This is a genomic window from Streptomyces sp. NPDC093109, from assembly GCF_040701725.1.
Classification (GTDB): Bacteria; Actinomycetota; Actinomycetes; order Streptomycetales; family Streptomycetaceae; genus Streptomyces.
This window is the reverse complement of the sequence record NZ_JBFBEZ010000005.1, coordinates 120,606-137,518: the sequence shown is the minus strand read 5'-3', so window position 1 is coordinate 137,518 and position 16,913 is coordinate 120,606. Positions and strand designations below refer to the sequence as shown.

Below are 16,913 nucleotides of genomic sequence, written 5' to 3'. Positions count from 1 at the left end.
CAATTCAACCATGAAGAAATCCGAGCTAGTGCTACATGATCGGGCGCGGGAACCTGTCTCCATGCGTCCTGCACATATCGCTCTCGCCGTCCTTGTCACCGCGCTCTGGGGGGTGAACTTCGTCGTCATCGAGATCGGCCTCGGCCACTTCCCGCCCCTCCTCTTCTCCGCGCTGCGGTTCCTGGTCGCGGCGCTGCCCGCGGTCTTCTTCGTCGGGCGGCCGAAGGTGGCCTGGAAGTGGGTGATCGGGGTCGGGCTCGCGCTCGGCGTGGCGAAGTTCGGGCTGCTCTTCGTCGGGATGAACCAGGGGATGCCGGCCGGGCTGTCGTCGCTCGTCCTCCAGATCCAGGCGGTCTTCACCGCGCTGTTCGCCGCGGTCGCCCTCGGCGAGCGGCCCGGCCGGACACGGCTGCTGGGCATGGGCGTCGCACTCGCCGGTATCGCGGTCGCCGCCGTCGACGAGGGGACCTCCGGGCCGCTGGCCGCCTTCGCCCTGGTCATCGCCGCCGCCGTGTTCTGGGGCGTCTCCAATGTGCTCACCCGCAAGGCCTCCCCGCCGGACTCGCTGAACTTCATGGTGTGGGTCTCGACCGTCCCCGTACTCCCGCTGCTCGGTCTCTCGCTCCTCTTCGAAGGGCCGTCCGCCGATCTGGCCGCCCTGCGCGCGCTGGACGGAACCGGCGCCGCGATCATCCTCTACGTCGCCTGGGGCACCACCGTCTTCGGCTTCGGCGTCTGGGGCTTCCTGCTGCGCCGCTATCCGGCCTCCTCCGTGGCGCCCTTCTCGCTGCTCGTACCGGTCTTCGGGATGTCCGCGGCGGCCCTGGTCCTGGGCGAGTCCCTCAGCCCGCTGCGCTGGTGCGCGGCCGTCCTGCTGGTCGGGGGAGTGGCCCTCGCCTCGCTCGCACGGAGCGCTCCGGCGGCCGGCCCCGCCACGGTGCTCACGGGCCCGCCTCCCTCGGTGGCCGCGTCCCGCGGAACGCGTGGCGGTACGCGTGCGGACTCGTCCCGACAAGACGCTTGAACCGGTCCCGGAACGCGGTGGGGCTCCCGAAGCCGACGCGCTCGGCGATCCGCTCGACCGGGTGCGCCGTCGTCTCCAGCAGATACTGCGCCTTGCGGATCCGGGCCCGGTGCAGCCACTGGAGCGGGGTGGTGCCGGTCTGCTCGCGGAAGCGCCGGTTCAGCGTGCGGGTGCTCATCCCGGCCCGGTCCGCGATGGTGCCGAGTGTCAGCTCGTGCTCCGCGTTCTCCTCCAGCCAGTTCAGCAGCGGCTCCATGGCCGAACCGCGCGGCACGGGAGGCCGCTGGTGGACGATGAACTGGGCCTTGCCGCCTTCCCGTTCCAGCGGCATCACCGTCAACCGGGCCGTGTCGGCGGCCACGGCGGAGCCATGGTCGCGCCGGATGATGTACATACAGAGATCGAGCCCCGCCGCGGCGCCCGCGGACGTCAGGAACTGTCCGCTGTCCACGTACAGCACCTCGGGATCCACCTCGATCGCCGGATACAGCCGGGCCAGCAGCGGGGCGGCGAGCCAGTGCGTGGTGGCCCGCCGGCCGTCCAGCAGCTCCGTCGCCGCGAGAACGAACGCGCCGACACAGACCGAGACGATCCTGGTGCCCCGCGCCGCCGCCTCGCGCAGCGCGTCGAGCACCTCCGGCGGTACGGGCGCGGCCGGTTCCGCCACGCCCGGCAGCACGATCGTGTCCGCCTCGGCGAGCACGTCGAGCCCCCAGGGCGCCCGCAGCGCGAACGCCCCGGCCGACACCTCCTCGGCCGGCGAGCACACCCGCACCCGGTAGGGCGCCGTCCCGTCGGGCAGCCGGACCCGGCTGAAGGTCTCGATGGGGGTGGCGGCATCGAAGGGGATGACGCCGTCGAGGGCGAGTACGGCCACGGTGTGCATGGCGCCAAGGTAGAAGGGCGGCGGGACGCCCCTGTGAGGGGGTGCCGAGAGCCTCGCGAGCGGCGTCACGGGCAGCGCCGGCGGTACTGGCGGTTCCGACGGTGCCGGCGGTTTCTCCAGTCCCGGCGGTGCTGGCGAGAATCCGTTGCTATATGGCACTGCTGCCACTACCCCGGGCGCCGGACGCTCACTACCGTCGGCCACGGCGCCCTCCCCGGGCGTGCCGCCGTACCGCGAAGGACTGATGCTCCGTGCCCGCCGTTCCGACCGTGCCGCCCGAAGGCTTCGACTCGCCTGTTCCGACGGGACGTTCACTGTCATGACGAAGTTCCTCCTCTCGGTCCATGTCCTCGCGGCCATCATCGCCATCGGTCCGGTCACCGTGGCGGCCAGCATGTTCACCGCGGCGGTCCGCGCCAACGCCTGGGCGAGCGTCGCCGTACTCCACCGCATCTGCCGCGTCTACGCGGTCGTCGGGGTCACCGTCCCCGTCTTCGGCCTCGCCACGGCGAACACCATGGGGGTGCTGGGCGACACCTGGCTGATCGTCTCCATCGCGCTGACCGCCGCGGCCGCCGCCGTACTCGCGGCCCTGGTACTGCCGCGCCAGGAAGCCCTCCTGGCGACCGCCGGAGCGACCGCCGGAGCGACCGCCGGAGCGACCGCCGGAGCGACCGCCGGAGCGACCGCCGGCAGCGAGCCCGGCGAGCCCACGGCATCCGCCGTGTCCGAGGTGTCCGAGGTGTCCGAGGCGGCGCCCCGGGCCGCCGTCGCCCGACTCGCCATGTACACCGGCGTCTTCAACCTGCTCTGGGCCACGGTCACCGTCCTGATGATCGTGAGACCGGGCTCCACCACCGGCGCCTGAGCTTGGCGCCTGAGCCCGGCGGCCCCGCTCAGCCGTGCCCGCCCGCCAGCGCCTCCAGATGCACCCGTCCCGCCGCCAGCAGTTTCGGCAACTCCTCCGCCTGCGGATACCAGCGCTTCTCGTACTCCCAGCAGACCCAACTGTCCTCGTCAAGCAGCGCGAGGCACTCGCCCAGCGGGAGCACCCCGGCGCCGAGCGCCAGCGGAGTGGTGTCCCGCGCCGAGGCGATGTCCTTCACCTGGACATAGCCGAGGTGCGGGGCCAGCACCGAGTGCGTGGTGACCGGATCCTCACCGCCCAGCCAGGTGTGCATCACATCCCAGAGCACCCCGACCCGCTGGTGTCCCACCGGCCCCACCACCCGGGCCGCGTCCCTGCCCGTACGGTGCGAGTCGTGCGTCTCCAGCAGGATCCGCACATCGAGGTCCGACGCCACCTCGGCCGCCGACGCCAGCCGTCGCGCGGCCGTCGCGTCGGCCTCCGCGGACGGACGGCCGTCACCCCCAGGAAAGACCCGCACGAACGGCGCGCCCAGATCCCGCGCGAGCCACAGCAGCTCCTCCAGCTCCTGCCGCACCCGATCCTCGTCGGTCTCCGCGCTCGCCACCCGGGCGTACCCGGCTATCCCCAGGATCTCCACGCCGGCGCGCTTGAACTCGTCGGCCACGGCGGCCCGGTCCCGCCGCCCGATCCCCCGGTGCACGGGCTCCTCCGGGTGGGCCCGCAGCTCCACTCCCCGGTATCCGTTCGACGCGGCGAGCGCGACGACCTCGGGGATGGGCAGACCCGGTACTCCGAGGGTGGAGAAGGCGAACTTCATGGTGCTGTTCCTTCCTGGCGTACGGCCGGCTCCCGAAGAGGGAGCCGCCAGTCCTGGCCTATCAGCTCCGCGCCGTACGAGTGGTGGGGTTTCTCCGAGACGAGCGTGAATCCGGCACGCTCGTAGAGAACACGGGCACCGGCCAGGACGTCATTGGTCCACAGCGTCAGCGCCTCGTATCCCGCCTGCCGGGCGAAATCCACCACTGTGCCGACCAGCCGCGCCCCGAGCCCGTGCCCCCTGGCCTCTGGCTCGACCAGCAGCAGCCGCAGCCGCGCGGTCCCGGGCTCGTCGTCCCGTACGCACATCACCGAGCCCACCGGCAGGCCGTCCAGCTCGGCGATCCAGACCCGCTCCCGCCGCGGGTCGTGGCGCTGCGCGAAGTCCGCGACGATCCGGGCGACCATCCCCTCGAACTCGGTGTTCCAGCCGTACTCCGCCGCGTACACCGCGCCGTGGCGCTGCACGATCCAGCCCAGCTCACCCGGCACGGAATTCCGCAGCAGCGGTTCGCCGCGCACCGGTCCGTCCTCGCGCGCTCCGGCAGAGCGGTCCAGCAGGTCCCGCACCGTCCGCATCGCCCGTGCCAGCTCCGGCCGGCGCGCCGGCTCGACCCGGTCGAGCAGCGAGCCCACGGCCTCCCTCGACCGCTCGTCGAGGAGCGCCGCGGCCTCGCGGCCCTGGCGCGTCAGGGTGATCCGCTGGCGCCGCGCGTCCTGCTCGGACGGTGCGCGGCCGACCAGGCCGTCCCGCTCGAACTTGGTCAGCAGCCGGCTCAGATATCCGGCGTCGAGCGACAGCTCGGCCCGCAGATCCGCGGCGTCCGTACGCGAGGCGTGCGCCAGCTCGTACAGCACCCGCGACTCGGTGAGGGTGAACGGCGTATAGAGGTGCTTGCCGTAGTCGAGCGCCCCGATGAGATTCGTGTAGAAGCGGTTGAACGCGCGGATTTCCTGGACAGCCATGATCGACTCCCGTGCCCCCGGATTTTTCCTTTGACTGAGTCAACGCTAGGCCGGACCTCCGCCACTCGGCAAGACCTGTCCACCGATTGGCGTCTACTCGCCAAATCCCACCCGCCGCGCTCCGCCGCTCCCTGCTTCCTCCACCGGCCCGCGCCTGCCACCGGCCCGCCCCCGCCTCACCCCGTGCGGGGCGGCGCCGTCGACGCCCGCGCCATCAACTCCGCCGGGATCGTGGCGATCCCGCCCGGCGGCGCGCTCTCCGCGCCCATCGCCAGCCGGCCCGCCCGGGCCCCGGCCTCGAACAGCGGCAGCCGTACGGTCGTCAGCGCCGGTGTCGCGTCCACCGAGAACGGCAGATCGTCGAAGCCGGCCACCGAGACGTCCGCCGGGATGCGCAGTCCCTGGTCCCGTACCGCCGCGCACGCCCCCAGCGCCACCGTGTCGTTCGCGGCGACCACCGCGGTCAGGTCGGGTGCGCGGCGCAGCAGCTCCAGCGTCGCCTCGTATCCGGAGCGGCGGCTGTAGGAGCCGTGCACCGTCAGCTCCTCCGATCCGCCGTCCAGTCCCGCGTCCCGCAGCGCCGCCCGGTGTCCTTCCAGCCGGTCCCGGGTCGTCGTTCGCTCCACCGGTCCCGCGACATAGCCGATCCGCCGGTGCCCCAGTGTGAGCAGATGGTCCGTCAGGCGCCGCCCGCCGCCCCGGTTGTCGAAGGCCAGCGCCGCCACGATCGCGTCGCTCCCCGGCAGCGGCGGCCGTCCGCACAGCACCACCCGGGTTCCCGCGTCCGCGAGTTTCGCCAGCTTCGCCGTCATCGCGGCGATGTGCGCGGGGTCTTCGAGGGCTCCGCCGGTGAGGATCACGGCCGCGGCCCGCTGCCGCTGGAGAAGGGTCAGATACGTCAGTTCGCGCTCGGGCGAACCGCCCGTGTTGCAGACGACGGCGAGCTTCTCGCCGCCCGCTCTCCCCGTCCCCTCCTGCCCGCCGATCTCGGTCTGCGCGGCCCCGGCCATGATCCCGAAGAACGGGTCGGCGATGTCGTTGACGAGGATGCCGACCAGGTCGGAGGTGGCGGCGGCGAGCGAGCTCGCGGGCCCGTTCAGTACGTAGTCCAGCTCGTCCACCGCCCGCAGGACGCGTTCCCGGGTGGCGGCGGCGACCGGATAGTTGCCGTTCAGCACGCGGGAGACGGTGGCCGGTGAGACCCGGGCGCGGGCCGCCACATCCGCCAGCGTGACTGTCATCGTTTTCCTCCGAGGGGTCCGAGGTGTACCGGTGGGATCTACGGGTGGCATCAGGGAGAGATCGGGCGCGGCACTTGTCCGGGCCGCTGTCGCAGGCTAGCTTCTTACTCAATAGAAAGCGCTTGCTGCGGCTGTATGGAGGGAACTTCGTGACACGAAGGACAGTGCGGATCGCCATGAACGGCGTCACGGGGCGAATGGGGTACCGGCAGCATCTGCTCCGCTCCGTCCTCGCGATCCGTGAGCAGGGCGGGGTGGATCTCGGCGGCGGCGAGGTGCTGTGGCCCGAGCCCGTCCTCATCGGCCGCCGCGACCACGCGCTCAGGGAGATCGCCGAGCGGCACGGTCTGACCGAGTGGTCCACCGACCTCGACGCCGTTCTCGACGACGACACGATCGACATCTACTTCGACGCGCAGGTCACCTCGGCCCGTGTCGATGCCATCAAGAAGGCGATCGACGCAGGAAAGCACATCTATACGGAGAAGCCGACCGCGACCGACCTCGAAGGCGCCCTCGAACTGGCCCGGCTGGCCCGGACGGCCGGGATCAAGCACGGCGTCGTGCAGGACAAGATCTTCCTGCCCGGCCTGCTGAAGCTGAAGCGCCTCATCGACGGCGGATTCTTCGGCGACATCCTCTCCGTAAGGGGAGAGTTCGGCTACTGGGTCTTCGAGGGTGACTGGCAGGACGCGCAGCGCCCCTCCTGGAACTACCGCGCGGAGGACGGCGGCGGCATCGTCGTCGACATGTTCCCGCACTGGGAGTACGTCCTGCACGAGCTGTTCGGGCGCGTCCTGAGCGTCCAGGCACACGTCACCACCCACATCCCGCAGCGCTGGGACGAGCAGGGCAAGCCGTACGCCGCCACGGCCGACGACGCCGCGTACGGGATCTTCGAACTGGAGGGCGGCGCCGTCGCCCAGATCAACTCCTCCTGGGCGGTCCGCGTCAACCGCGACGAACTCGTCGAGTTCCAGGTCGACGGTACGCACGGATCCGCCGTCGCCGGGCTGCGCAACTGCCGTGTCCAGCACCGCAGCGCCACGCCCAAGCCGGTCTGGAACCCCGACCTGCCCGTCACCGAGTCCTTCCGCGACCAGTGGCAGGAGGTGCCGGACAACGCCGAGTTCGACAACGGCTTCAAGGCGCAGTGGGAGCTGTTCCTGCGCCATGTCGTGCTCGACGAGCCCTATCAGTGGGACCTCCTCGCCGGCGCGCGCGGTGTCCAGCTCGCCGAGCTGGGACTGCGCTCCTCGGCGGAGGGCCGCCGCTTCGACGTCCCGGAGCTGACGCTGTGACCACCCTCCGCCTCCCCGCCCCGGACGGCGGCACGCGCGCGTACACGCCTCGCGGCGAGCCGGCCCGGTTCGCCGCGGGCGCCTCGCCGCTCGCCTCCCGTACGGTCTTCTCCGCGGCGCACGTGGTCGCCGACCCGTACGCCGACATCAGCCCGGACGCGCCCGCCGCCGTCGACTGGGACGCCACCCTCGCCTTCCGCCGGCACCTGTGGTCGCACGGCCTCGGGGTCGCCGAGGCCATGGACACCGCGCAGCGCGGCATGGGGCTGGACTGGGCGGGCGCGGCCGAGCTGATCCGCCGCTCGGCGGCCGAGGCCAAGGCCGTCGGCGGCCGGATCGCGTGCGGCGTGGGCACCGACCAGCTGGCCCCCGGAACGCACTCCCTGGACCGGGTCCGCGCGGCGTACGAGGAGCAGCTCTCCCTCGTGGAGGAGAGCGGCTCGCAGGCCATCCTGATGGCCTCGCGGGCCCTCGCCGCCGCCGCGACCACCCCGGACGACTATCTCGACGTCTACGCCCACCTCCTGCGGCAGTCCGCGGAACCGGTCGTCCTGCACTGGCTCGGCCCCATGTTCGATCCGGCGCTGGACGGCTACTGGGGCAGCGCCGACCTCGACGCGGCGACCGAGACGTTCCTCCAGGTCATCACGGACCACCCCGACAAGGTCGACGGCATCAAGATCTCGCTGCTGGACGCGGACCGCGAGATCGAGCTGCGCCGCCGGCTGCCGAAGGGCGTGCGCTGCTACACCGGCGACGACTTCAACTACCCCGAGCTGATCGCCGGCGACGAGCAGGGCTTCAGCCACGCGCTGCTCGGCATCTTCGACCCGCTGGGGCCCCTGGCGGCGGAGGCCGTACGGGTCCTGGACACCGGCGACACGAAGGGCTTCCGCGATCTCCTCGACCCCACCGTCGAGCTGTCCCGGCATCTCTTCCAGACGCCCACGCGCTTCTACAAGACGGGCGTCGTCTTCCTCGCCTGGCTGGCCGGCCACCAGGACCACTTCACGATGGTCGGCGGCCTCCAGTCCGCCCGCTCCCTGCCGCATCTGGCCCGGGCGTACGAACTGGCCGACGGCCTCGGCCTGTTCCCCGACCCGGCACTGGCCGCGGCCCGGATGAGGTCCCTGCTCAGCGTGTACGGAGTGGACCGATGACCGAGCGCGCCACCCCCGGCCTGAGCCGGTTCAGCATCAACCAGATGACGGTCAAGCAGCTGTCGCTGCCCGAGCTGACCGAAGCCTGCGTACGCCTCGGCGTACCGGGCGTCGGGCTCTGGCGCGAACCCGTCCAGGCGTACGGCGTCGAGGCCGCGGCCAAGCTCGTCCGCGACGCGGGCCTCGCCGTCACCACGCTCTGCCGCGGCGGCTTCCTGACCGCGGTGGAGGCACGCGCGCGTGCCGAGGCGCTGGCCGACAACCGGGCCGCGATCGACGAGGCGGCGACGCTCGGCACGGACACCCTGGTGCTGGTCTCCGGGGGCCTCCCCGAGGGCGACAAGGACCTGATCGCCGCCCGCGAACGTATCGCCGACGCGCTGGCCGAACTGGCGCCGTACGCGGCCGAGCGGGGCGTCCGGCTCGCGATCGAGCCGCTGCACCCGATGTTCGCGTCCGACCGCTGTGTGGTCTCCACCCTCGACCAGGCCCTCGACCTGGCGGAACGCTTCCCCGCCGACCAGGTCGGGGTGGCCGTGGACACGTACCACATCTGGTGGGACGACCGCGCGCCCGCGGCCGTCGCCCGCGCGGCGGAGCGGATCTTCACCTTCCAGCTGGCCGACTGGATCACCCCGCTCCCGGCCGGCGTACTGAACGGCCGCGGCCAGATCGGTGACGGCTCCATCGACATGCGCGCCTGGCGCGAACGGGTGGACGCGGCCGGCTACACCGGCCCCATCGAGGTGGAGCTGTTCAACGACGGACTCTGGGCGCGCGACGGCGTGGAACTCCTCACCGAGGTCACGCGCCGATACGTCACGCACACCTGGTGACCGCGGAGAAAATAACTCTGCGGATCCGTACAACCCTCCCGGGGTGACGTGAGTCGTATATGTCAACAGGGCCTTCGGGGTATGGATCCGGGGGGATCGGAAGGCCCTGTTCGAGGGGGAGCGCGTGGGGCCCGGTCCGACGGACCGGGCCCCTGGTAGTGCGCGGAGTTGTCCACAGGCCGACCGGACTGTCGGAGCCGGACGGTAGCGTCGGGGCATGTCCAATCCACCGATGGCCGTTCTGGAAGCCGTCCTTGAGCGCATCACGTATGCCAACGAGGAGAACGGCTACACGGTCGCCCGCGTCGACACCGGCCGCGGGGGCGATCTCCTCACCGTGGTCGGTTCGCTGCTCGGCGCGCAGCCCGGCGAGTCCCTGCGGATGGAGGGGCGCTGGGTTTCGCACTCCCAGTACGGCAAGCAGTTCACGGTGGAGAACTACACCACGGTCCTGCCCGCCACGATCCAGGGCATCCGCCGCTATCTCGGCTCCGGCCTGATCAAGGGCATCGGCCCGGTGATGGCCGACCGGATCACCACCCACTTCGGCGTCGACACCCTCGACATCATCGAACAGGAGCCGAAGCGGCTCGTCGAGGTGCCCGGCCTCGGCCCCAAGCGGACGAAGATGATCGCCGCCGCCTGGGAGGAGCAGAAGGCCATCAAGGAGGTCATGGTCTTCCTCCAGGGAGTCGGTGTCTCCACCTCGATCGCCGTCCGCATCTACAAGAAGTACGGCGACGGCTCGATCTCGGTCGTGAAGAACGAGCCGTACCGGCTCGCGGCCGACGTCTGGGGCATCGGGTTCCTCACCGCGGACCGGATCGCCCAGGCCGTCGGCATCCCGCACGACAGCCCCGAACGGGTCAAGGCCGGAATCCAGTACGCGCTGTCGCAATCCACCGACCAGGGACACTGCTTCCTGCCCGAGGACCAGCTCATCCGGGACGCGGGCAAACTGCTCCAGGTGGACACCGGCCTGATCATCGAGTGCCTCGCCGAACTGGCGGCCGAGGACGAGGGAGTCGTCAAGGAGAAGGTGCCCGGTCCTGACGGCGGCGAGCCGGTCACCGCGGTCTATCTCGTGCCGTTCCACCGCGCCGAGCTGTCCCTCTCCGGCCAGGTGCTGCGCCTGCTGCGTACCGGCGAGGACCGGATGCCGGCCTTCCGGGACGTGGCCTGGGACAAGGCGCTGACATGGCTGGCCGGACGTACGGGCGCCGAGCTGGCCCCCGAGCAGCGGGACGCGGTCCGGCTCGCGCTCACCGAGAAGGTCGCCGTGCTGACCGGCGGCCCCGGCTGCGGGAAGTCCTTCACGGTCCGCTCGATCGTCGAGCTGGCACGGGCCAAGAAGGCCAAGGTCGTCCTCGCCGCTCCCACCGGCCGGGCGGCCAAGAGACTGGCCGAGCTGACCGGCGCCGAGGCCTCCACGGTGCACCGGCTGCTGGAGCTGCGCCCCGGCGGGGACGCGGCGTACGACAGGGACCGGCCGCTGGACGCCGATCTGGTGGTGGTCGACGAGGCGTCGATGCTGGATCTGCTGCTGGCCAACAAGCTGGTCAAGGCGGTGGCGCCGGGCGCGCATCTGCTGCTGGTCGGGGACGTGGACCAGCTTCCGTCGGTCGGGGCCGGGGAGGTGCTGCGTGATCTGCTCGCCGAGGGCGGCCCGGTGCCGCGGGTCAGACTCACCCGGATCTTCCGGCAGGCCCAGCAGTCGGGCGTGGTGACCAACGCGCACCGCATCAACTCCGGGGCGCCGCCCCTCACCGACGGGCTGGCGGACTTCTTCCTCTTCGTGGAGGACGAGACGGAGGACGCCGGCCGGGTCACGGTCGAGGTCGCGGCCCATCGGATTCCCGCCAAATTCGGTCTTGACCCGCGGCGTGACGTCCAGGTGCTGGCCCCCATGCACCGCGGCCCGGCCGGCGCCGGCGCGCTGAACGGACTGCTCCAGCAGGCCATCACGCCGGGCCGGCCCGATCTCCCGGAGAAGCGGATCGGCGGCCGGGTCTTCCGGGTCGGCGACAAGGTCACCCAGATCCGCAACAACTACGAGAAGGGGGAGAACGGGGTCTTCAACGGCACGGTGGGCGTCGTTACCGCGCTCAACCTGGACGACCAGCGGCTGACCGTCCTGACGGACGAGGACGAGGAGGTGCCGTACGACTTCGACGAGCTGGACGAGCTGGCGCACGCGTACGCCATGACGATCCACCGCTCCCAGGGCAGCGAGTACCCGGCCGTGGTCATCCCGGTCACCACCGGCGCCTGGATGATGCTCCAGCGGAATCTGCTCTACACGGCGGTGACCCGTGCCAAGAAGCTCGTCGTGCTGGTCGGATCCAGAAAAGCGATAGGGCAGGCGGTGCGCACGGTTTCCGCGGGCAGACGCTTCACTGCCCTCGATCATCGGCTCGGGGCACTTCCCGCACCGCGACTTCCCACAACCGGGGCGAACGGGGCAGGATAAGCAGGTTGGCGGCACTGAGTGCCGCCAAAAGGCCTAATGGCCGACCCCGAGTGCACTCTCCTGAGCCAAATGGGGGATGGTAGAGACAGTCAGGGCACCTCGAAGAAGAGGCACTACGTCGGTGAGGGATGACGTGAGCGAGAAACGCGACAACGCGGTAGTACTGCGGTACGGCGACGGCGAGTACACCTATCCGGTGATCGACAGCACCGTCGGCGATACGGGCTTCGACATCGGGAAGCTCCGTTCTCAGACGGGTCTGGTGACGCTGGACAGCGGCTACGGCAACACCGCCGCCTACAAGTCCGCGATCACCTATCTCGACGGCGAGCAGGGGATCCTGCGTTATCGCGGCTACCCGATCGAGCAGCTGGCGGAGTCGTCCAGCTTCGTCGAGGTGGCGTATACGCTGATCAACGGTGAGCTGCCGACCGTTGACGAGCTGGCCACGTTCAAGAACGAGATCACGCAGCACACCCTGCTGCACGAGGACGTCAAGCGGTTCTACGACGGCTTCCCGCGTGACGCGCACCCGATGGCGATGCTGTCCTCCGTGGTCAGCGCGCTCTCCACGTTCTACCAGGACAGCCACAACCCGTTCGACGAGAAGCAGCGCCACCTCTCCACGATCCGGCTGCTCGCCAAGCTGCCGACGATCGCGGCGTACGCGTACAAGAAGTCGATCGGCCACCCCTTCGTCTACCCGCGCAACGACCTCGGGTACGTCGAGAACTTCCTGCGGATGACCTTCTCGGTCCCGGCGCAGGAGTACGAGCCGGACCCGGTCGTGGTCGCCGCGCTCGACAAGCTGCTCATCCTGCACGCGGACCACGAGCAGAACTGCTCGACCTCCACCGTGCGGCTGGTCGGCTCCTCGCAGGCGAACATGTTCGCCTCGATCTCGGCCGGCATCAGTGCCCTCTGGGGCCCGCTGCACGGCGGCGCCAACCAGTCGGTGCTGGAGATGCTCGAGGGCATCCAGGCGTCGGGCGGCGATGTCGACACCTTCATCCGCAAGGTGAAGAACAAGGAAGACGGCGTGAAGCTCATGGGCTTCGGGCACCGCGTCTACAAGAACTTCGACCCCCGGGCGAAGATCATCAAGGCGGCGGCGCACGATGTCCTCTCGGCGCTCGGCAAGTCCGACGAGCTGCTCGACATCGCGCTGAAGCTGGAGGAGCACGCGCTGGCCGACGATTACTTCGTCGAGCGCAAGCTCTACCCGAACGTGGACTTCTACACCGGTCTGATCTACCGGGCCATGGGCTTCCCGACCGAGATGTTCACCGTGCTGTTCGCGCTCGGCCGGCTGCCCGGCTGGATCGCCCAGTGGCACGAGATGATCAAGGAGCCCGGCTCGCGCATCGGCCGTCCGCGCCAGATCTACACCGGCGAGGTCCTGCGTGACTTCGTGCCGGTCGAAGGCCGCTGACACCGGTCGCACCCGCACCTCGCGGCCGTACGGTTCGACCTCGCCGTTCACGGCGAAAAGCGCCCCGCCACCGATCCCCCCACGGGTCGGTGAGCGGGGCGCTTTCCATATCCCCGGAGCGGATTCCCCCCACGGGATCCGGGCCGGGCGTCTGCCGTAACCAGAACGGCTACTCGCGCGGTCGGACCGGGGTACGTACGGGAGGGCCGCTCAAAGCTCCCCGGTGCACGTGCCCCGGCCAATCGCTTGCCTGGGATGTCCCCCAAGACATCCCCTGCGATCCCATCGAACGTCCCCCAAGACGTTCTTCTGGCATCGTCCTCTTAGACACGCGAGATGGCCTAATGGTTACCCCGCAATCTATGTGATCTAGATCTCTTTGTGAAGGACTTGTGGTGCATGTGAAGGGTCACAGGTCCAGAGGAGTGGTAACCAGGCAAATGGAGGGAATGGCTTGATTGTGCCTGTGATCGAGGGGTCGGGTCAGGACTGCCCGGCCAGTTCGTATCCCGCCTCGTCGATGGCCGCCCGTACGGTGGCCTCGTCCAGCGGTGCCTGCGACACGACGGTCACCTCTCCGGTCGCGGCGGCGGCCTGCACGGAGATGACCCCCTCGATGCCCGAGATCTCGCCGGTGACGGCGCCCTCGCAGTGGCCACAGGTCATGCCGGTGACCCGGTAGACGGTGGTGACCTGACTCTTCGCCTCGGTGGTCATGGCGTACTCCTCTTCGGGGGTTCTGGCAGAGCGATGCGCTCGCCATCGACTGTACCCCTAGGGGGTATGAAAGCGAACCGCGGGAGCGTGCGGGTCGCCGGTGCCCCCGGGGTGCCTCAGAGGCACCCGACGAGCGGGTCGAGGTAGCGGCGGAGGACCGTTTTCAGCTCGGCGATGTACGCCTCCCGCTCGGCGGGCTCCGCGGCGAGGATCAGGTCGAGTCCGCCCTTGAAGACGGTGAAGACCATCCGGGCGGTCCGAGCGGTATCGGCGCGGGGGGCGTCGGGGAGGTAGCCGGCGAGGATCTCCTCGATCCGGGTGAGTGCGGCGGAGTGGAGCGCGTCGTGCTCCAGGGAGATATGGCCGGGGATGTCGGAGCCGTGCATCAGGACGCCGAAGGCGGGGTTCTCGAAGTTGAACTGGATCAGCGGATCGAGGACGGCGTCCAGCAGATCCTCCAGCGGCAGTTCGAGATGGGCCGGCGTGAGCGCCTCGCCGTACGTGGCGTGCCAGCGTTTGAGGAGCTGGTCACCGAGCTCGACGGCGATGGCCTCCTTGTTGGGGAAGAACTGGTAGAGCGTGCCGGGGGAGACGCCGGCCTCGCGGGCGATGGAGCTGGTGCTCGCGGCGGTGTAGCCGGTGGTGCAGAAGACGGTGGCCGCCGCTTCGAGGAGCTGTGCGATCCGGCGTTCACCGCGCGCCTGGCGGCGGCGCGGCCTGGCCGTCACGGTGTCGCCGCCGCTCTTCTCCTCCGGCATGTCCATCCCCGGCTTTCTGGTTCGGTTGACAAATGCGAGTGTGTGCTCGCATTCTTGGGTAATGCGAGAGAAGGCTCGTGTTTTCCATTCTATGATGTTGGCCGACCCGCGCAATGGGTCACGGTGAAGGGGACACCGCACGATGTCCGAAGTCAACACGCCATCGCAGCTGGGGGGCTGGACGCGGTTCGTGACCGCGCGTCCGAGGCTCTCTCTGCTGGTCACGCTGGTCATCACAGCCCTGGCCGTGTTCGCCGGAAGCGGTGTCGCGGACCATATGGGAAGCGGCGGCTGGGAGGATCCGGGCGCCGAGTCGACGTACGCCACCAAGGCGCTGGAGCGTGAGTTCCCGGCCTCCCAGCCCAATCTGCTCCTCCTCGTCGACAGCGGAAGCAGGAGCGTCGACGACCCCGCGGTGGCCGCAGAGGCCCAGCGCCTCACCGACCGCCTCGCGGCGGAGAAGGGCATCATCGGCGTCGGGTCCTACTGGCAGACGAAGGCGCCCGCGCTGCGCGCCGAGGACGGGCACGAAGCCCTGATCGCGGCGCGGATCGAGGGCGGCGACAAGGACGCGATGGCGGTCCTGAACCGGATAACGCCCGAGTACGGCGGCGCGCAGGGGTCGTTGAAGGTCGCGTTCGCCGGTCCCGTCGCCGTCGGGCACGAGATCCAGGAGACCATCAAGACGGATCTGCTGCGGGCCGAGATGATCGCCCTGCCGGTGACGCTGGTGCTGCTGGTGATGGTCTTCGGCAGCGCGATCGCCGCCCTGCTGCCCCTGGGCGTCGGCATCGTCGCCATCCTGGGCACCAACGCGGTGCTGCGCGGGCTGACCGAGTTCACCGACGTCTCGGTCTTCGCGCAGAACCTGACCACCGCCCTCGGGCTCGGACTCGCCATCGACTACGCGCTGTTCATCGTGCGGAGATTCCGCGAGGAGCTGGCCGCCGGAGCGGAGACCCGCGAGGCGCTGGGCGTCACCCTGCGCACCGCCGGGCGGACGGTGCTGTTCTCCGCGCTGACCGTGGCGGTGTCGCTGGCCGCGATGATGGTCTTCCCGCAGTACTTCCTGAAGTCCTTCGCCTACGCGGGGATAGCGGTGGTCCTGCTGGCGGCGGCAGCCGCGCTGATCCTGCTGCCGGCCGCGCTGATGCTGCTGGGGCACCGGGTCAACGCCCTGGACCTGCGGAAGCTGCTGCGCCGGCGGCGCGACGGGTCCGACGCGTCGGCCCCGCGCGAGGAGGGGGCGGGCTGGGCGCGCATGACGAAGCTGGTGATGCGCAGGGCCCCGTTCTTCGCCCTTGGCACCACCGCCGTGCTCGTGCTGCTCGGACTGCCCTTCCTGGGCGCCAAGTTCGGCACCGTCGACTACCGGCAGCTCCCCTCGGACGCGGAGTCCCGGGTCATTCAGGAGCATCTGCGCGACAGCTTCGCCGGCAACCCGGGCGGGGCCCTGCAGATCCTCACCGAAGGCGCCGCCACCCCCGCCGAGTACGCCGACTACCGAGGCAGGATCGCCGCCCTGCCGGACGTCCTGACGGCCGACGGACCCGTCACCTCGGGCACGCACGCCTACTTCACGGTGCTGCCCAAGGGTGAGGCGGTGGACCAGGACACCCAGCAGCTCGTCCGCGACATCCGGGCCGTGCCGGCCCCCTTCGACACCTCGGTGACGGGCAGCGCCGCTGTGCTGGTCGACTCCAAGGACGCCATAGCCGGGGCGCTGCCCTGGGCGCTCGCCGTCATCGTGGTGGCCACCCTGGTGCTGGTCTTCCTCCTCACCGGCAGTGTGCTGGTGCCGATCCAGGCGGTCGTGCTCAACGCACTCAGTCTCACGGCGATGTTCGGGGCGATGGTCTGGGTCTTCCAGGAGGGCCATCTCTCCGGACTGCTCGGCTTCACCTCCACCGGCGACATCGAGACGACCGTGCCGGTCGTGATGTTCTGCGTCGCCTTCGGGCTCTCCATGGACTACGGAGTCTTCCTGCTCTCCCGGATCAAGGAGGAGTACGACCGGGGCGGCGACCTGGACCGCGCGGTGGTCTTCGGCGTCAGCCGCACCGGAGGGCTGATCACCGCTGCCGCCGTCATCCTCGCGGTGGTCATGGTGGCGATAGGCACCTCGGGGGTGACCAACACCAAGATGCTGGGGCTCGGCCTCGCGCTCGCCGTGCTCATGGACGCGATGGTCGTACGCAGCCTGCTGGTCCCCGCGGTGATGCGGCTGACCGGGAAGGCGACCTGGTGGGCACCGGCTCCGCTGCGCCGCTTCCACGAGCGGTTCGGTCTGAGCGAGGGCGAATCGGCACCGGCCGCCGCGGATCGCGAGGATCCCCCGGTCCGTGACCGGGACCCCGCCGGGGTCTGACACCCCGGCCGGTACTCCTGGCCGGTACCCCCGGCCGGCCCCGGTGGCGGGGGCCGTACGGTACGGG

At 70.4% G+C, this 16,913-nt stretch carries 14 protein-coding genes; 8 read left to right on the top strand and 6 right to left on the bottom strand.

The window, feature by feature from the left end:
- The first annotated feature begins 61 nt into the window (after positions 1–61).
- A complete protein-coding gene (locus tag AB0389_RS07640; protein ID WP_366394402.1) occupies positions 62–1,024 on the top strand; it encodes an EamA family transporter in 963 nt (320 codons plus the stop codon).
- Here the strand turns inward: AB0389_RS07640 and AB0389_RS07635 are convergent.
- Positions 942–1,910, bottom strand: a complete 969-nt coding sequence (locus tag AB0389_RS07635) for a helix-turn-helix domain-containing protein (RefSeq protein WP_366394401.1) — start codon at positions 1,908–1,910, stop codon at positions 942–944. The genes AB0389_RS07640 and AB0389_RS07635 overlap by 83 nt on opposite strands.
- A 319-nt stretch (positions 1,911–2,229) precedes the next feature.
- Between AB0389_RS07635 and AB0389_RS07630 the strand changes: the two genes are divergently transcribed.
- Positions 2,230–2,778 (top strand): protease, encoded by a 549-nt coding sequence (locus tag AB0389_RS07630; RefSeq protein ID WP_366394400.1) that lies wholly within the window; start codon positions 2,230–2,232, stop codon positions 2,776–2,778.
- Positions 2,779–2,806: 28 nt separating this feature from the next.
- Here the strand turns inward: AB0389_RS07630 and AB0389_RS07625 are convergent, their stop codons facing one another.
- The 3 genes from AB0389_RS07625 to AB0389_RS07615 all read right to left on the bottom strand — a co-directional run bounded on the left by AB0389_RS07625 (position 2,807) and on the right by AB0389_RS07615 (position 5,804).
- Positions 2,807–3,598: a sugar phosphate isomerase/epimerase family protein gene (locus tag AB0389_RS07625; RefSeq protein WP_366394399.1), complete on the bottom strand. Its 792-nt coding sequence runs from the start codon at positions 3,596–3,598 to the stop codon at positions 2,807–2,809.
- Positions 3,595–4,563 carry a helix-turn-helix domain-containing GNAT family N-acetyltransferase gene (locus AB0389_RS07620; protein WP_366394398.1) on the bottom strand — a complete coding sequence of 323 codons (969 nt, stop codon included), beginning with the start codon at positions 4,561–4,563 and terminating at the stop codon, positions 3,595–3,597. The genes AB0389_RS07625 and AB0389_RS07620 overlap by 4 nt, the downstream gene beginning before the upstream one ends.
- Positions 4,564–4,739: 176 nt before the next feature.
- On the bottom strand, positions 4,740–5,804 hold the full coding sequence (locus AB0389_RS07615; RefSeq protein WP_366394397.1) for a LacI family DNA-binding transcriptional regulator: 1,065 nt from the start codon (positions 5,802–5,804) through the stop codon (positions 4,740–4,742).
- Positions 5,805–5,953: 149 nt separating this feature from the next.
- On the opposite strand from AB0389_RS07615, the gene AB0389_RS07610 reads away from it, so the two are divergent.
- The 5 genes from AB0389_RS07610 (at position 5,954) to AB0389_RS07590 (ending at position 13,003) form a co-directional block, all read left to right on the top strand.
- A complete protein-coding gene (locus tag AB0389_RS07610; RefSeq protein WP_366394396.1) occupies positions 5,954–7,105 on the top strand; it encodes a Gfo/Idh/MocA family oxidoreductase in 1,152 nt (383 codons plus the stop codon).
- Positions 7,102–8,265, top strand: coding sequence for a dihydrodipicolinate synthase family protein (locus AB0389_RS07605; RefSeq protein ID WP_366394395.1), 1,164 nt, complete (start codon positions 7,102–7,104; stop codon positions 8,263–8,265). Before AB0389_RS07610 ends, AB0389_RS07605 begins: the two co-directional genes overlap by 4 nt.
- The gene (locus AB0389_RS07600; protein WP_366394394.1) at positions 8,262–9,101 is read left to right on the top strand and encodes a sugar phosphate isomerase/epimerase family protein; all 840 of its coding nucleotides are present in this window, start codon (positions 8,262–8,264) and stop codon (positions 9,099–9,101) included. The genes AB0389_RS07605 and AB0389_RS07600 overlap by 4 nt, the downstream gene beginning before the upstream one ends.
- Positions 9,102–9,318: 217 nt before the next feature.
- On the top strand, positions 9,319–11,571 hold the full coding sequence (locus tag AB0389_RS07595; protein ID WP_366394393.1) for an ATP-dependent RecD-like DNA helicase: 2,253 nt from the start codon (positions 9,319–9,321) through the stop codon (positions 11,569–11,571).
- Positions 11,572–11,704: 133 nt separating this feature from the next.
- Positions 11,705–13,003 carry a citrate synthase gene (locus AB0389_RS07590; protein ID WP_366394392.1) on the top strand — a complete coding sequence of 433 codons (1,299 nt, stop codon included), beginning with the start codon at positions 11,705–11,707 and terminating at the stop codon, positions 13,001–13,003.
- Positions 13,004–13,486: 483 nt separating this feature from the next.
- Here the strand turns inward: AB0389_RS07590 and AB0389_RS07585 are convergent, their stop codons facing one another.
- Positions 13,487–13,720 carry a heavy-metal-associated domain-containing protein gene (locus tag AB0389_RS07585; RefSeq protein WP_366394391.1) on the bottom strand — a complete coding sequence of 78 codons (234 nt, stop codon included), beginning with the start codon at positions 13,718–13,720 and terminating at the stop codon, positions 13,487–13,489.
- Between the two features lie 116 nt (positions 13,721–13,836).
- Positions 13,837–14,484 carry a TetR/AcrR family transcriptional regulator gene (locus tag AB0389_RS07580; protein WP_366394390.1) on the bottom strand — a complete coding sequence of 216 codons (648 nt, stop codon included), beginning with the start codon at positions 14,482–14,484 and terminating at the stop codon, positions 13,837–13,839.
- A 136-nt stretch (positions 14,485–14,620) separates the two neighbouring features.
- Here AB0389_RS07580 and AB0389_RS07575 point away from each other — a divergent pair, with 136 nt between their 5' ends.
- A complete protein-coding gene (locus AB0389_RS07575) occupies positions 14,621–16,846 on the top strand; it encodes an MMPL family transporter (protein ID WP_366394389.1) in 2,226 nt (741 codons plus the stop codon).
- Positions 16,847–16,913: the final 67 nt, after the last annotated feature.

What these genes read in the sequence shown, in the direction of transcription:
- AB0389_RS07640 (WP_366394402.1), top strand. Translation starts at nt 62, where the DNA reads ATGCGTCCTGCACATATCGCTCTCGCCGTCCTTGTCACCGCGCTCTGG.
- AB0389_RS07635 (WP_366394401.1), bottom strand. Translation starts at nt 1,910, where the DNA reads ATGCACACCGTGGCCGTACTCGCCCTCGACGGCGTCATCCCCTTCGAT.
- AB0389_RS07630 (WP_366394400.1), top strand. Translation starts at nt 2,230, where the DNA reads ATGACGAAGTTCCTCCTCTCGGTCCATGTCCTCGCGGCCATCATCGCC.
- AB0389_RS07625 (WP_366394399.1), bottom strand. Translation starts at nt 3,598, where the DNA reads ATGAAGTTCGCCTTCTCCACCCTCGGAGTACCGGGTCTGCCCATCCCC.
- AB0389_RS07620 (WP_366394398.1), bottom strand. Translation starts at nt 4,563, where the DNA reads ATGGCTGTCCAGGAAATCCGCGCGTTCAACCGCTTCTACACGAATCTC.
- AB0389_RS07615 (WP_366394397.1), bottom strand. Translation starts at nt 5,804, where the DNA reads ATGACAGTCACGCTGGCGGATGTGGCGGCCCGCGCCCGGGTCTCACCG.
- AB0389_RS07600 (WP_366394394.1), top strand. Translation starts at nt 8,262, where the DNA reads ATGACCGAGCGCGCCACCCCCGGCCTGAGCCGGTTCAGCATCAACCAG.
- AB0389_RS07595 (WP_366394393.1), top strand. Translation starts at nt 9,319, where the DNA reads ATGTCCAATCCACCGATGGCCGTTCTGGAAGCCGTCCTTGAGCGCATC.
- AB0389_RS07585 (WP_366394391.1), bottom strand. Translation starts at nt 13,720, where the DNA reads ATGACCACCGAGGCGAAGAGTCAGGTCACCACCGTCTACCGGGTCACC.
- AB0389_RS07580 (WP_366394390.1), bottom strand. Translation starts at nt 14,484, where the DNA reads ATGGACATGCCGGAGGAGAAGAGCGGCGGCGACACCGTGACGGCCAGG.
- AB0389_RS07575 (WP_366394389.1), top strand. Translation starts at nt 14,621, where the DNA reads ATGTCCGAAGTCAACACGCCATCGCAGCTGGGGGGCTGGACGCGGTTC.